Source organism: uncultured Jatrophihabitans sp., from assembly GCF_964246335.1.
In the GTDB taxonomy this organism is placed as follows: Bacteria; Actinomycetota; Actinomycetes; order Mycobacteriales; family Jatrophihabitantaceae; genus Jatrophihabitans.
On the sequence record NZ_CAXTQF010000079.1, the window covers coordinates 1 to 14,667 of the forward strand.

General features: G+C 72.1%; 15 protein-coding genes. 2 read left to right on the forward strand and 13 right to left on the reverse strand.

Features of this window, described 5'->3' with window-relative positions:
- From xerD to ACFFCN_RS16690, 10 genes are all read right to left on the reverse strand, one after another.
- Positions 1 to 936, reverse strand: a 936-nt coding sequence (xerD, locus tag ACFFCN_RS16645) for a site-specific tyrosine recombinase XerD (protein ID WP_375493482.1), incomplete at its 3' end; no start/stop codon positions are given.
- A complete protein-coding gene (locus ACFFCN_RS16650) occupies positions 933 to 1,547 on the reverse strand; it encodes an NUDIX domain-containing protein (protein ID WP_375493459.1) in 615 nt (204 codons plus the stop codon). The genes xerD and ACFFCN_RS16650, both read right to left, overlap by 4 nt.
- Complete coding sequence (locus ACFFCN_RS16655) at positions 1,544 to 3,286, reverse strand: CTP synthase (RefSeq protein ID WP_375493460.1); 1,743 nt, start codon at positions 3,284 to 3,286, stop codon at positions 1,544 to 1,546. Before ACFFCN_RS16655 ends, ACFFCN_RS16650 begins: the two co-directional genes overlap by 4 nt.
- Before the next feature lie 21 nt (positions 3,287 to 3,307).
- Complete coding sequence (locus ACFFCN_RS16660; protein WP_375493462.1) at positions 3,308 to 3,742, reverse strand: hypothetical protein; 435 nt, start codon at positions 3,740 to 3,742, stop codon at positions 3,308 to 3,310.
- Between the two features lie 45 nt (positions 3,743 to 3,787).
- Positions 3,788 to 4,702, reverse strand: coding sequence for a copper transporter (locus tag ACFFCN_RS16665; RefSeq protein WP_375493463.1), 915 nt, complete (start codon positions 4,700 to 4,702; stop codon positions 3,788 to 3,790).
- Positions 4,703 to 4,733: 31 nt separating this feature from the next.
- Positions 4,734 to 5,912 carry a putative cytokinetic ring protein SteA gene (gene steA, locus ACFFCN_RS16670; RefSeq protein WP_375493465.1) on the reverse strand — a complete coding sequence of 393 codons (1,179 nt, stop codon included), beginning with the start codon at positions 5,910 to 5,912 and terminating at the stop codon, positions 4,734 to 4,736.
- Between the two features lie 79 nt (positions 5,913 to 5,991).
- On the reverse strand, positions 5,992 to 7,896 hold the full coding sequence (locus tag ACFFCN_RS16675; protein ID WP_375493466.1) for a DNA repair protein RecN: 1,905 nt from the start codon (positions 7,894 to 7,896) through the stop codon (positions 5,992 to 5,994).
- Positions 7,897 to 7,954: 58 nt separating this feature from the next.
- Positions 7,955 to 8,887, reverse strand: a complete 933-nt coding sequence (locus ACFFCN_RS16680) for an NAD kinase (RefSeq protein WP_375493468.1) — start codon at positions 8,885 to 8,887, stop codon at positions 7,955 to 7,957.
- The gene (locus ACFFCN_RS16685; RefSeq protein WP_375493469.1) at positions 8,884 to 9,708 is read right to left on the reverse strand and encodes a TlyA family RNA methyltransferase; all 825 of its coding nucleotides are present in this window, start codon (positions 9,706 to 9,708) and stop codon (positions 8,884 to 8,886) included. The genes ACFFCN_RS16680 and ACFFCN_RS16685 overlap by 4 nt, the downstream gene beginning before the upstream one ends.
- Before the next feature lie 19 nt (positions 9,709 to 9,727).
- Entirely contained in the window at positions 9,728 to 10,000 is a 273-nt protein-coding gene (locus ACFFCN_RS16690; RefSeq protein ID WP_375493471.1) for a hypothetical protein, read from the reverse strand.
- 88 nt (positions 10,001 to 10,088) lie between these two features.
- On the opposite strand from ACFFCN_RS16690, the gene ACFFCN_RS16695 reads away from it, so the two are divergent.
- On the forward strand, positions 10,089 to 10,421 hold the full coding sequence (locus tag ACFFCN_RS16695) for an alkyl sulfatase C-terminal domain-containing protein (protein ID WP_375493472.1): 333 nt from the start codon (positions 10,089 to 10,091) through the stop codon (positions 10,419 to 10,421).
- A 25-nt stretch (positions 10,422 to 10,446) separates the two neighbouring features.
- On the opposite strand, the gene ACFFCN_RS16700 is transcribed toward ACFFCN_RS16695, so the two are convergent.
- Positions 10,447 to 11,586, reverse strand: a complete 1,140-nt coding sequence (locus tag ACFFCN_RS16700; RefSeq protein WP_375493474.1) for an HAD-IIA family hydrolase — start codon at positions 11,584 to 11,586, stop codon at positions 10,447 to 10,449.
- Positions 11,587 to 11,629: 43 nt separating this feature from the next.
- On the opposite strand from ACFFCN_RS16700, the gene ACFFCN_RS16705 reads away from it, so the two are divergent.
- Positions 11,630 to 12,898, forward strand: a complete 1,269-nt coding sequence (locus tag ACFFCN_RS16705; protein WP_375493476.1) for a DUF1015 family protein — start codon at positions 11,630 to 11,632, stop codon at positions 12,896 to 12,898.
- Here the strand turns inward: ACFFCN_RS16705 and ACFFCN_RS16710 are convergent.
- Positions 12,840 to 13,226 carry a single-stranded DNA-binding protein gene (locus tag ACFFCN_RS16710; RefSeq protein WP_375493478.1) on the reverse strand — a complete coding sequence of 129 codons (387 nt, stop codon included), beginning with the start codon at positions 13,224 to 13,226 and terminating at the stop codon, positions 12,840 to 12,842. The two genes, ACFFCN_RS16705 and ACFFCN_RS16710, sit on opposite strands and share 59 nt — an antisense overlap.
- 120 nt (positions 13,227 to 13,346) lie before the next feature.
- A complete protein-coding gene (locus tag ACFFCN_RS16715) occupies positions 13,347 to 13,994 on the reverse strand; it encodes a hypothetical protein (protein WP_375493480.1) in 648 nt (215 codons plus the stop codon).
- Between the last annotated feature and the right edge of the window lie 673 nt (positions 13,995 to 14,667).

The following is a 14,667-nucleotide window of genomic DNA, read 5'->3' on the forward strand; positions in this document are numbered from 1 at the left end:
CGCTCGCGGGTGGGCACTCGCGTACACCTCGCGCAGCGTGTCCACGGTGACCAGGGTGTAGATCTGCGTGGTGGTCACCGCCGCGTGGCCCAGCAGTGCCTGGACGACGCGCACGTCGGCGCCGCCCTCCATCAGATGCGTCGCGAACGAGTGACGCAGCGTGTGCGGGGACAGGTCGGCGCGCAGCCCGGCGCGGTCGGCAGCGGTGCGCAGAACGGTCCACGCGGACTGCCGCGACAGCGGGCCACCCCGCGCGTTGAGGAACAACCGCGGCGTCCCCGTCCCTGCGGCGACCAGCCCCGGCCGGGCCTGTACGAGGTAGGCCGACACCGCCCGGGCCGCATAGGAACCCACCGGCACCCGGCGGTGCTTGCCGCCCTTGCCGCGCAGCAGCACGGTGGCGTCGACGAGGTCGAGGTCGTCGACGTCCAGGCCGACCGCCTCGGAGATACGCGCGCCCGTGCCGTAGAGCAGTTCCAACAGCGCGCGATCACGCAGCGCGAGGGACGTTCCGGCGTAACCCGCGGCGTCCAGCAGCCGCTCGACGTCCTCCACAGTGATCGCCTTCGGCAGCCGACGCGGCGGCGCGCTCGGGCGAACCTCGCTGGCGACGTCCGAGTCGACCAGGCCGTCGCGCAGCGCGAAGCGGTGCAGCCCGCGCACCGCGACGACCGCGCGGGCAGCCGAGCTGGCCGACAGCGGCGGGTGGTCGGGATCGCCCTCCCGCAGCCGGGCCAAGAACTCGCTGACCGCCGCCGCAGTGACGTCCGCGATCGACGTGGTGCCGTGCTCGTCGAGATACTCCGCGTAACGCTGCAGGTCGCGGCGGTACGAGCTGAGGGTGTTCGTGGCGTGGCCGCGCTCGACGGCGAGATGATCCAGGTAAGCCCGGATCACCGACTCCGGCACGAGCCGCCGCTCGCGCAGCCCGCTCATCGGCCCGGGCGCGCCGGCCACGGCGCGTCCGCGGGGCGCAGCTCCGTCCAGCCGGTAGCCCTACCGTGCACGGCGGCCAGGATGCCGGCGGCGGCCGCGGCGTTGGTCAATGCGCCGCTGAGCACCCGGCGGACCGCCTCGGCCAGCGGCTCGCGCGAGACCGTCATCGTGATCTCCTCGTGCTCGGCGGTGAACGCACTGTCCGGAGCGGCGTCGTGCAGGTCGCGCGCGAGATACAGGCGGATCGCCTCGTCGGTCATGCCGGGTGAGGTGTGCAGATCGACGAGGACGTGCCAATCGTCGGCGCGCAGCCGGGCCTCTTCGGCCAGCTCACGCTTCGCTGCGTCGAGTGCGGACTCGCCGTCGACGTCGAGCAGTCCCGCGGGCAGCTCGTCCAGCCGGGCCCCCACGGCGGGTCGGTACTGGTTCACCAGCACGATCTGCCCGTCGTCGTCGAGCGCGACGACGCCCACCGCCCCGGGGTGCGCGACGATGTCGCGCTGGGCCACCCGCCCGTCGCTCATCCGCACGTCGTCGACGCGCACCGTGATGATGTGTCCGCGGAACTCGGTCCGCGACCCGACGACGTCGTAGGTGTCCTGGTCGCTCACGCTGTGACGCCGTCACCCGCGCCGGCGGGGACCGCGGCGCCCACGTGCGCACGGTGGTCCTCGGGGATCGCCACCGGCAGCCGTTCGGCGTCGTTGTACTCGAGCGCCGCGCCCACGAACGCGGCGAACAGCGGGTGCGCGCGGGTCGGGCGCGACTTGAGCTCCGGGTGTGCCTGCGTGCCGGCGTAGAACGGGTGGACGTCGCGGGGCAGCTCGACGAACTCCACCAGCCGGCCGTCCGGCGACTCGCCGGAGATCACCAGCCCCGCCGCCTCGAGTTTGTCGCGGTAGGCGTTGTTCACCTCGTAGCGGTGCCGGTGCCGCTCGGACACGTCGGTGCTGCCGTAGGCGTCGGCGACCACCGAGCCCGGGACCAGCTGCGCGGGGTAGGCGCCGAGGCGCATCGTCCCGCCGAGATCGGCCTCGCCGGCGACGGCCGCCAGCTGGCTGACCATCGTCGCGATGACCGCGTGCGGCGTGTCCGGCTCGAACTCTGCGGAGTTCGCGTCCTCGATTCCTGCGAGGTGCCGCGCGGCCTCGATCACCATGCACTGCAGCCCGAGGCACAGACCCAGCGCCGGGATGCCGCGCTCGCGCACGTGCCGCAGCGCGCCCACCTTGCCCTCGATGCCGCGGATGCCGAAGCCGCCCGGGACGACGACACCGTCCAGCCCGGCCAACGCCGCGGCCGCGCCGGCCGGCGTCGCGCACTGGTCCGACTGCACCCAGCGGATCTGCACCTTGGCGCGCTGGGCGAAGCCGCCCGCGCGCAACGCCTCGACGACCGACAGGTACGCGTCGGGCAGGTCCACGTACTTGCCGACGAGCCCGATGGTGACGTCCGCGCGCGGGTGGTGCACGCGGTCGAGCAGGTCGCCCCACACCGTCCAGTCGACGTCGCGGAACGGCAGGTCCAGCCGGCGGACGACGTAGGCGTCCAGCCCCTCGGCGTGCAGCACCTTCGGGATCTCGTAAATGCTCGGCGCGTCGACCGCCGCGACCACCGCCTCGGCGTCGACGTCGCACATCAACGCGATCTTGCGCTTCAGGCCGTCGGGCAGGTCCCGGTCGGACCGGCACACGATGGCGTCGGGCGCGATGCCGATACTGCGCAGCGCAGCCACCGAGTGCTGCGTCGGCTTGGTCTTCAGCTCCCCCGACGGCGCCAGGTAGGGCACCAGCGAGACGTGCAGGTAGAAGCAGTTGTCCCGGCCGACCTCGTGCCGGACCTGGCGGGCGGCCTCGAGGAACGGCAGCGACTCGATGTCGCCGACCGTGCCGCCGATCTCGGTGATGACGATGTGCGGGGCATTGCCGTCGGCGTCCGGCGCGGCCATCGCCCGGATGCGGTCCTTGATCTCGTTGGTGATGTGCGGGATCACCTGCACGGTGTCGCCGAGGTACTCGCCGCGCCGCTCCTTGGCGATGACACTGGAGTACACCTGACCGGTCGTCACGTTGGCGGAGGCCACGAGGTCGGTGTCGAGGAAGCGCTCGTAGTGCCCGACGTCGAGGTCGGTCTCCGCGCCGTCCTCGGTGACGAACACCTCACCGTGCTGGAACGGGTTCATCGTCCCGGGGTCGACGTTGAGATACGGATCGAGCTTTTGCATCGTCACTCGCAACCCGCGCGATTTGAGCAGGGAGCCGAGGCTCGAGGCCGTCAGGCCCTTACCGAGTGAGGAGGCGACGCCGCCGGTAACGAACAGATGCTTGGTGGTCTGCCGCGTTCGATCCACGGAAGTTCACGCTAACACGACTCAGGGACGTGGCCGGGGCTTGCGGCGCGGCACGCCGGTCGCATCGGTGCCGGTCGGTGTGCGCACGTCCACGACGTCGATCACCGCACCGCGGGGCGCCCCCGTCGGCGCGCCTGGTCGGGCCTGGTCGAGCACCGTCTGCGCCTGCCTCGCCTCGACGTCGCTGAGCAGCCCGCTCGCGTGCATCTGCCGGATCAGCCGCGCACGGGCGTACGACGTGGGCGCGAACGGCGCGGTCGCGCCGGTGATGACGGTGGCGAACTGGCGGGCGGTGGCGGCGACGACGCCGTCCTCGCCGGCCAACCGCGCGAGCTCGGCCTCGCGCCGGCTCCACAGCGGCGTCAGCGAGTCCGACACCTCGGCCAGGCGTTCGCGGACGAACGCGGCCAGCGCGAGAACGGCGCGGGCGGTGCCGGGCGGTGTCGGCAGATCCATGAGTACTGCGGCCTCCGTCCGGTGTGTTGCTGGGTGCTGGCTGCGCTACTTCGGCGGCGCCGGGAAGAGTGCGTCAGCCCCGGCCTGCGTGCCGTAATGGCCCGTCTGACCCTTGGCGGCGCCGGCCAGCGCGAGCACCGCCGACACCTGGCCCAGCGCGCCGTCGGCGTCGTCCACGGTAGACACCGAGTTGCGGGCGGTGGCCGAGCGCACCGCCGCCACGACCCCACCGCCCTTGGCGGCATCCGGATTGCCGGCCACGACCACGTGGCCCCCGGACTTCGCCAGCGCACCGGCGAGGTCGACCTCGGCGGTCGAGGCATAGCCCTTCGCCGCCATGGTGCCGCGTGCGAGCAACACGACGAGATCCGCGGGCGCGACCGAGCCGGTCTCGACCGTGACCATGTGCAGCGCCGATAGTCCGCCGAGAACCTGTGTCAGGTCGGTGCGTTGCCCCTTGCCGAGCAGCACGTAGGACAGCAGGGCAGCGCCGAGCTGGCCGGCGTCGCTCGTCTCGGGCAACGTCAGCCCGATGGGGTGCGACGGGCCGGTCGCCAGCGAATTGATGCCGCTGCCCAGCCGCGGCTCGATGTAGTTCTTGGTGATCGTCACCCGGCCGGTGACCTTCGCCCCCGACGCGGCGAGCTCGCGGTCGATGCCCGCGCGCATGCCGCTGGTGGCCCCGGGCAGCGAGATCACCAGGACGTTCTTCTTCGTCAGGCTGCCGGCGACGAGCTGCGCACCGTAGGTGGACGCAAACTGGCCGGCGTCGTCGACCTGGCCCTGCAGTGACTTGGTCTGCGCCGCGAGTGTGTCGCGCTGCTTCTTCGCGTTGTCGAGCTGGCTGCGCAGGTCCCTGGTGATCGGACCGCTCAGCGCCGTGGTGCCCACGACGATGCCCAACGCGAGCGCCAGGAAGACCGCGACGAGCGAGACGAGGTGATAGCGAAAAGAGATCATGGGGTGCTCCGCGGGCGTCGCTGGGTGAAGGTCACGAGAACTTGTCCTGCAACCAGGCGACGAAGTGGTCCCAGTTGGCCTGCAGTGAGTCGAGGTAGGAGCGTCCGGCGTCGGAGATCGCGAGCACCGCGACGACGGCGATCAGCGTGGCGAGGATCAGCATCAGCAGGGCCGCGCCGGAGATCCGGTTGCGGTACATGAGCCGCACGCTGTGTGCGTCCACGACCCGGGCGCCGAGACGCAGCCGGGTCAAGAACGTCGAGGCCATCGCGCTGCGGCCGCGGTCGAGGAACTCGTCGAGTGTGGCGTGGCTGCCGACGGACACGATGAGCTCGGCGCCGTTGTCGTGCGCCAGTAGCATCGCGGCGTCCTCGCTGGTCACCGACGTGGGGAACGCCTGCGACGCGATGCCGTGATCCTGGACGCGGGCGAGGCCCGGGGCGCGGCCGTCAGGATCGGCGTGCACGACGACCTCGGCCCCGACGCCGAGCGCGGTGTCCGAGACCGAGTCCATGTCACCGACGATGACGTGCGGCTTGTGCCCGGCCTCGATGAGCGCGTCCGCGCCGCCGTCGACGCCGATCAGCACCGGCTTGTACTCGCGGATGTAGTGCCGCAGCGCCTTGAGATCCTTGGCGTGGTCGTGCCCGCGCAACACCACGAGCGTGTGCCTGCCCGTGATTTTCGTCGTGAGCTTCGGGATGCCGACGCCGTCGATGAGCAGCGCACGCTCGCTGTTCATGACCTCGCCGGTGTTGGCGGCGAACGCCTCGAGCTGCGCTGACAACCCGGTGCGCGCGTCGTGCATCAGGGCCTCGACGGCGTCGGTGTCGAGCAGGGTGCCGGTGGCGACCTCGCTCTCGCCGACGTGCACGGCGTCATCGGCGATGCGGATCTTCGCGCCTTCCTTGATCGCGCCGAAGACCTCACTGCCGACGTCGTCGAGCAGCAGGATGCCGGCCGCGACGATCACCTGCGGACCCAGGTTCGGGTACCGGCCGGAGATCGACGGCTTCGCGTTGATCACCGCAGCGGGCCGGGCTGCGACGAGCGCCTCGGCGGCGACGCGGTCGAGGTCGGCGTGGTCGATCACCGCAATATCGCCCGGGTTGAGCCGGGCGGCGAGTCGTGCCGTGCGGCGGTCCAGGCGGGCGACGCCGGACACGCCGGCCAGCCCATCGCTACGTCGCCGCAGGGGTGCAAGCTTCATTCCGGCCATGCTGCCACCGTGACGGCGCGGTTCGGGGCTGCGCCACGCGGGGTACGGGAAGTGTGGCGGCGGCTGCTTCTCAGCTGCCGTCCACTGCCGAGCCGGCTTCGGCGAGCAGTTCGGCGGCGTGCCGGCGCGCGGTGGCCGAGGCGGAGCCCGCGAGCATGCGCGCGAGTTCGCGGACGCGTTCGTCGCCGGTCACGACCCGCACGTCGCTCGCCGTGACCACGCCGACAGCGGCATCGGCAGGCTTGTCGACGACGATCTGCCGGTCGGCGAAGGCGGCCACCTGCGGAAGGTGCGTCACCACGAGAACCTGGCGGTCCCGTGCGAGCCGGGCGAGGCGTCGGCCGACCTCGATGGCCGCCCGGCCGCCGACACCGGCGTCGATCTCGTCGAAGACCAGCGTGGCGACGTCGTCGGTGGCCGCCAGGCAGACCTCCAGCGCAAGCATGACCCGCGACAGCTCACCGCCGGACGCGCCGCGGCCGATCGGCAGTGCCGGCGCACCCGCGTGCGGCTCGAGCAGCAGCGCCACGTCGTCGGCGCCGTCGGCGGTGACCCCGGCAACGTGGCCGTTGACGGATAGCGCCGGAGCGTCGGACGTCGGTGTGCGCGCCGTGACCTCGACGTGGACCTGCGCGCCGGGCATCGCCAGCCCGGCGAGCTCGACGCTCACCGCGGCGGCCAACTGCTGGGCGGCTTCGCGCCGACGGTCGGAGATCGTCCCGGCGAGCGTCGTCGTGCGGGCCTCGGCATCCTCGACGGCGTCGCGCAGCGCGGCGATCGCCTCGTCGGAGACATCGATCTCGGCCAGCCGCTCGGCGGCCGTCTGCGCCCAGCGCAGCACGCCCGCGATGCTCGGCTCGGGCTCGTCGCAGTACTTGCGCACGAGCGCGCCGAGTTCGGCGCGGCGCACCTCGACCTGCTCCAGCCGGGCCGGATCCGCCTCGAGGTCGCCCAGATAGGCGCCCAGGTCGGCGCCGAGCTCGGCGGTCAGTGCCGCCAGTTCGCCCAGCCGTTCGCCGAGCGCATCGAGCACGGCGTCATCGCCCTGACGTTGGCCCAACGTGCGGGCGGCCTCGGCGAGCAGTTGCGATACGTCGGCCGCCGTGCTGGCCGGGTCGTCGGCGTCACCGAGCAATGCGTCGTGCGCCGAGCGTGCCGCGTAGCCCAGCGCGTCGGCGTGCCCGAGCCGCGCGGCGAGCGCAGTCAACTCGGCTGGCTCGTCGGCCGTCGGCGCGACCGCCTCGATCTCGGCCAGACCGGCACGCAGCACCTCGGCCTCGCGGCGCAGTTGTGCGATGCGCGTGGTCCGCTCCGCGAGCGCGGCCACGGCCGCACGCCACTGCGTGTAGGACTGCGCGAACTCGTGCAGGTCGATGCCCGCGTAGGCGTCCAGGGCGGCGCGCTGCGCGGCCGGTCGGACGAGCCGCAGTTGATCGGACTGCCCATGCACCGTGGCCAGCGCGTCGCCCAGCTCACCGAGCACGGACACCGGCGCGGGCGCACCGCCGACGTACGCCCGGGATCGGCCGCGCGCCGCCACGACGCGACGCAGCACGACGACGCGCTCGCCACGTGATGCCTGGCCGCCGGCACCATCGGAGCCGCCGTCGGCGGCACCGTCGTCATCGGAGCCGCCGTCGGCGGCACCGTCGTCATCGGCGGCGGCTTCGCCGTCAACTTCTCCGCCCGCATCGCGGATCCGCTGCACGACACGGTCGGCGCTCGTCGTGGCGTCGGTGCGGTCGCTGCCGTCCGTGCCGGCGGGGAGTGTCAGCGTGCCGTCGACGCTCGCCTGCGCCGCGCCGGAGCGGATCCGTGCCGTGTCGGCGCGCGCGCCGAACAGCAGGAGCAGCGCGGTGACCACCATCGTCTTGCCGGCGCCCGTCTCGCCGGTGACCGCGGTGAGGCCGGGTCCCAGCGGCAGCACGGCCTCGTCGATGACACCGAGACCGCGGATCTGCAGCTCGTCCAGCACGCGACGAGGTTATCGACGGCGCGCGATACAGGCTCCGTGCCCGGTCATCCGAGCGCGGTCAATCGTCGTCACCTGCGGAGGCGGCGGCCTCGCGCAACGAGCGCACCGGCAGCTGGAAGCGCGACACCAACCGGTCGGGGAAGGACAACAGGCCGAGCCCGGCGACCTTGACCGGCGTCGCTGCCAGACGCAGCCGCACCCGCGCACCCGCCGGGACGTCGAACGAGCGGCGCCCGTCGCAGCTGAGCATCGCCTCATGCTGCGCGCTGACGAGATCCACGTCGACCGTCGAGGACGGGGCGACGACGATCGGCCGGGCGAACAGCGCGTGCGCAGCGTTCGGCACGATCAGCAGCGCCTCGAGGTCGGGCCAGATGATCGGGCCGCCGGTCGAGAACGCGTACGCCGTGGAGCCGGTGGGTGTTGCGCAGATCAGCCCGTCGCAGCCGAAGCGCAGGAGCGGCCGGTCGTCCACAGCGACGGCGATCTCGAGCATCCGCTCACGATTGGTGCGCTCGAGCGACGCCTCGTTCAGCGCCCACGCCGTGCGAACGATTTCACCGTCGGGCCCGTCGGTGATGATGTCGGCCTCGATGGTCACGCGTTCCTCGACGGTGTAGGTCCCCTTCACCACCGCATCGATGACGTCGTTCAAGGCTGCCGGCTCCGCCTCGGCCAGGAATCCGACGTGCCCCAGGTTCACGCCCAGCATCGGTACGCCGGCCGGCCGCGCCAGCTCGGCAGCGCGCAGGAACGTGCCGTCCCCGCCCAGCACCAGCACCAGCTCGCACCCGGCCGCGGCGGCACCGGCGTCTGCTCCGGTTCCGGCGGGGTCGTCGACCAGGTCGACCGCCGCGGCGCGACATTCCAGCGCCTCGCTGCGCAACATGCGCACCGTGACGTCGGCGGCGCTGAGCTCGTCGATCACCTGCGACGCGAGGTCGACGATCTTGCGGCGCGCCGCGTGGGCGACCAGCAGCACGGTCCTCACGGGGCACCTCCGTCGTCGGCGGCCACAGCGACCACAGCGGTCACGATGTCGTCGTCGGTCAGCGTCGGCGCGTCGGCGCGGCGCAGCCACAGAAAGAATTCCACGTTGCCCGCGGGCCCCGGCAGCGGGCTGCGCGCGACGCCGTGTACCGGCCAGCCGAGCCGCGCCGCCTCGTGGGCCACGCTGACCACCGCGTCCGCGCGTAGTAACGGGTCGCGCACCACGCCACCGGACCCCAGCCGGTCCCGGCCGACCTCGAACTGTGGTTTGACCATCGGCAGCAGATCGCCGTCCGGGGCGGTGCAGTCGGCCAGCGCCCGCAGCACCAGCGGCAGGGAGATGAACGAGAGGTCCGCAACGGTGATGTCGGCGCGGCCACCGATCGCGTCCGGCGTGAGCGTGCGCACGTTCGTGCGGTCCACGACGTGCACCCGCGCGTCGCTGCGCAGCTGCCAGGCAAGCTGGCCGTAGCCGACATCCACGGCCACCACTTCCCGGGCGCCGCGGCGGAGCAGGACGTCGGTGAAGCCGCCGGTGGACGCTCCCGCGTCCAGGCAGCGCCGGCCGGTGACGTCGATCGCCGCGAACTGCTCCAACGCGCCGACCAGCTTGTGCGCCCCGCGCGAGGCGTAATTCGGATCGTCGGCATCGGCGATCACCCGCACCGATGCATCCTGTTCGACCCCGGTGGCCGCCTTCGACGCGGCGACGCCGTGCACCTGCACCCGGCCCCCCTCGATCAATTCGCGGGCGTGCTCGCGCGAGCGGGCGAGGCCGCGGCGGACCAGCTCGGCGTCGAGTCGCTGCACGCGTCTGGGCACGCGGCGCCGCACTCCCTGCTCAGGCGCCGTCGATGTCGGCGAGCTCGCGGTTCAACGTCTCGTGGATGCGCGCGTAGACCTCGGGATGAGCGGCGAGCGGCAGCTCGTCGAGCGAGGACAGTTCGGCGTCGGCACGCTCGACGAGGTCGGCGTGCGCCGCCGGCTTCGCATCCAGGGTCTCAGCCTGCGGTGCCGCACCCTGGGTCTCAGCGACCGGCGACGGGACGTCCCGACCGTCGGCCACCACCGCGTCCGCGTCGGCGGGACTGGGTTGCCCGGGCTCCATGCTCACGTGGTCACCTCAACTCGTACGCCCGCTTGTCGGTCTGCCGGTCTTCGCCCCGCACGGTACCGGCTGACCGCTGCGCTACCGTCGCAGCGTGGCGACCGTCGATGAGTGCGAGCGTGCGTTGCACACCCTTTCCGATCGGATGGCCGCCAACAATGCCGGCCGCAAGGTGAATTTCGACCGCTCCCTGTCGTGCAAGCTCACCGATCTGGACGTGATCTTCGCTGGCCAGTTGCGTGGCGGCGCATTGATCGACATCGTCCGCAGCGACGCCACCAACGCGCAGGTCAAGTTGACGATGTCCAGCGACGATCTCGTCGACATGGTCGACGGGAAGATCAAGGTCGCGGCGGCGTGGGCGTCGGGGCGGATCAAGATCGACGCCGGCATGCTCGACCTCGTCCGCCTCAAATCGATCTTCTGAAGCCCGGTACGGACTGCAGCCTCGGTCAGTCCGCCAGGTGCAGCATTCGCAGCGCCTCCGACGCGGCTTCGCCATCGGCCCTCAGTCGCGGCCCGTGCACTCGCTGCCCTTTGACCTGGGAGTCGCTCGCCTCAGGCGTGTCGGCACGCGAGTCGATCGGCCGCTTGCCGCCGTCCACTGCATCGCGCCTGGCCCACCACGCCGCGCACATGGCGCGCAGCGCGTCCATCGCCTGCGCGTTGCGATCCCCCGCCTGGTCGCCGTCCGCAGTCAACCGCAGCGTGTCGCCCTCGACCACCGCCGACCAGCGGCCGCATCGGTAGGCGTCGCCGTCGCGCTCGGGCTGCGGGTGGGCAGTCAGCAAGCCCGCGAGGTCCGCCGCCAGGTAGGTCGGGCGCAACCTCTCCGGTGCTTCGAGCAGCTCGCCCGGCGTCGTCACCCCGGTGAAAACGAGCAGGCTGTCGCACCCGGCCGCGTTTGCGCCCTCGATGTCGGTATCGAGACGATCGCCGACGACGATCGGACGCTCCGCGCCGCTGCGCAGAACCGATTCTCGGTGCATGGTCGGATCGGGCTTGCCGGTGATCACCGGTTCGCGGCCCGTTGCGAGCTGCATCGCCGCAACGAATGCCCCGTTGCCAGGCAGCGGGCCACGCGCGGACGGGATGGTCCGGTCGACGTTCGTGGCAACCCACGGCACGCCCCGATTTATCGCGACCGCGCCCTCGGCGAAAAGCGCCCACGTGAGTTCCGGGGAGTAGCCCTCCACCACGGCGTCGACCTGGCCGTGTGCGTCGTCCACCGGGACCAGGCCGCGTTCGCGCAACGCCTCGGTGAGCCCGGTCGTGCCTACCACCAGCACCCGCGCACCTCCCGGCAACCGGTCGCCGAGGTGCCGCGCCGCCGCCTGCGCCGAGGTGACCACCTCGTCCGGGCGCGCGGCGACGCCGAGATCCGACAGATGATCGGCGACCTCGTGTGGCGGTCGTGCGGCGTTGTTCGTCACGAAAGCCAGCCGCATCCCACGCTCGCGTGCCGCTGCCAGCGAGTCCGAAGCACCGGGGACGGCGTCCGGGCCGACGTAGACGACGCCGTCCAGATCCAGCAGCGCTACGTCGTAGAGCTCGGTCGGCGCGGACTCGCAGCCGCGCAGCGCGGAGGACACGTGCGCATGGTCGCACGACGGCAACTGCGTACGATCGCCAGCGATGTCCGCCTCTTCGCACACCGGCCTGTCCCTGGCGCCATTCCGGGCCCTGCGCCCGGCAGTCGACGACGAGCGGCTCGGACGGCTCCTGTGTCCGCCCTATGACGTGATCGATCCGGCGATGCGCGACCGATTGCTCGCGGGCGACCCGGACAACGCCGTTGCGGTGATCTTGCCGGAGCAGACCGATGCCGGTTACGCGCAGGCGGTAGATCAGCTCGAATCGTGGGTGCGCGACGGCGTGTACGCGCGCGACGACGCCGCGGCGATGTTCGTCTACGAGATGGCTGACGGCGCTCAGGTGACCCGCGGACTGCTCGGCGCGGTCGAGCTGCGGGCCGCCGAGGACGGCGTGATCCTGCCGCACGAGAACACCATGGCGGGCCCGGTGGCCGACCGCCTGCGGGTCATGACCGAAACGGACGCGGATCTCGAACCCATCTACCTCGTCTATGACGGCGGCGGCGCTGCGTCGCAGGTCGTTCGCGGTGTGAGTAATCGCGCGCCGATCGCCACCGCCCGAACACCCGACGGGATAGTCCACCGATTGTGGACGCTGCACGACCGTGCCGAAGTCGATGCGATCGCCGCTGATCTCGAGACGCGGCGGGCGTTGATCGCCGACGGTCACCACCGCTACGCGACCTATCGCGAGCGGCAGCGCATCCGCCGTGAGTCCGCCGGCGCCGGCCCATGGGACCGTGGATTGGCATTGCTGGTCGACTCGAGTGATTACGGGCCACAGGTGCATCCGATCCACCGCGTCATCGCCGGGTTGTCGCTCGTCGACGCACTGGACCGACTCGACGGGCTTGCGACCGTCGAACCGACCTCGTCGAATCCCGAACAGGCATTGACCCAGCTTGGGGACGAGCGCGCCGCCGGGCCGTTCGCCGCCGTGCTCACTGACGGCGCACGCACCGCCGTGATCGTCGACAAGGACGGTGCGCTGGCGGCCAAGGCGATTCGGCCGGACGACCCGCCCGAGCTCGCGTCGCTCGACGTAAGCGTGTTGCACCGCGGTGTCGTGGAAGGTGCGTGGCAGTTGACCGACGACGTGCACACTGTCGATTACGCCCATGACGTCGCCACTGCCGTACAGCGCGCGGTGCAGCGCGACGGCGTTGCGGTGTTACTCCGCGCAACGCCGGTCTCCGCGGTGGCGGCGGTGGCTGCAGTGGGCGCGCGCATGCCGCGCAAATCGACGCTGTTCACCCCGAAGCCCGCTTCCGGCCTGGTGATGCGCCGGCTCGGCGACCAGACCGATTGAGCCGGATCGACACGACGTCCACCGAGTAGCGGCTCGCCGGCCCGCCCGGACTGCGCCAGAAGCGCCTGCGCAGACTGCCGGTGAGCTCCAGCTCTTCGCCGGCGAGCGCGCGCTCGAGCGTCCGCCGGGCAGCCGCGCGAGTGGTCGCACACTCGATGCTGTCGACCCGGGCGCGCTCCCCCGGCGGGCGCGCGACGGTCACGCGGAAGGAGACGAGCACGTCACCGCTCGGCAGCTCGCGCTGCTGCGCCGCCTCGGCCAACCTGCCGCGCAGGAACACCTGATTGTCCGCACCGGTGTCGCGGCGCGAGACCGCAGAATTCGTCATGACGCGATCGTCGCCGAACGCGGTCGGCGACGACGTCCGATTCGCGAGGCTGTGGACGACCGCCGGCCGTGTGGACGACTCGCCCCGGAACTGTCGGCGAGACGTGTTAGCGGCGCGGGATCACAACAGCGCTGCCGCGCGCTCCCCGGCCGCCAGGTCGTCGTCCGGATCCTGCTCGGCGCTCGCAGCGAACCAGCTCGCCGCCTCGTCGCGTCGACCCGCCGCCTCGAGCGCATCCGCGTAGGCGTACCAGAGCCGGGCGGCCCCCGGACGAGGGCGGGCGCGGTCGAGACCCCCGCGGGCCAGGACCGCCAGCGCGGCATCGAGCTGGTTGGCATCCCTGCGTGCCCCGGCGACGACGATCAACAGTTCCGCGCGTGTCTCGGCATCGAGCTTCGGCACCATCGGGTCGTCCAACATCCGCACCGCCTGTGCGGGCCGACCTAGGGCTCTTTCGCAGTCGGCCATCAACGCCAGGTTGCGGGCATCTCCGGTAATCCGCCGCGCGGTACGCAGCTCGGTCAGCGCAAGAGTCCAATCCCCCGCGCGATAAGCGGCGACGCCCACTGCTTCCCGCACGACACCGACGCGACCGGCCCGCTTCGCCGCCGCCTTGGCGTATTCGAGGGCTTTGTCCGGAGCGTCGTCGAGCAGTTCTCCGGCACGCACGAGATACCGCCCGACCGCCTCGGCGTTCGGCTTGCTCAGTGAGCGCAATTGCGCGCGGACGCTGCGGTCGAGCAGGCTGACGTCGACGTCCTGCGGCACCTCGACCAGGTCACGCGGCGCGGTGTCGTCGGGACGGGCCGGCCGCGAGGACGGCGAACGCCGGGCGTCGGTGCCGCGCCGCGGGGCATGCGAGCGCCCGGCCGCGTCCGCGTGGCGGGAGCCACGCGTGGCCTGACCGTCGCCCCGGCCATGCTCGCCGGCTCGCCGGCCTGGTGCGTAGCGAGCCGACCCGGCACCTGGAGCGGAGTCGCGGGTGCGTGCGTTGCCCTCGGGCCGTCGGCCACCGGCGCGGTTCGCTCCCGGCTTGTCGGCGCTGCGATCAGAACGCGGTTGTGGGCGCCCGGCGCGTTGTTCTGGGCTCGTCGTGCGTCGCGCGTCGTCACCGGGGCGACCGCGTCCGCGTTCGGACCGGCCCCGACCGTCCTCCGGCCGGCCGCGACCCGTCCCGGAACCGCGACGATCGTCACTCGAGCGGCCCTGAGCGGCGTCAGAGCGTCCGCGGCCTGTCTTGCCCCCGTCGCGCCCGCGACCATGCGGGCGGTTGCCAGTCGAACCGGCTGCCATCGTTGAAGCACCTGACCTTTCGCCGATCGTGTCGACGAAAGACACGACGTTAAACACGATGAGGGCCGTTCAAGGAACGGCCCTCATCGCGAAAGTGTGTCCGGCGACGTCCTACTCTCCCACGCAGTGGCCCGCGCAGTACCATCGG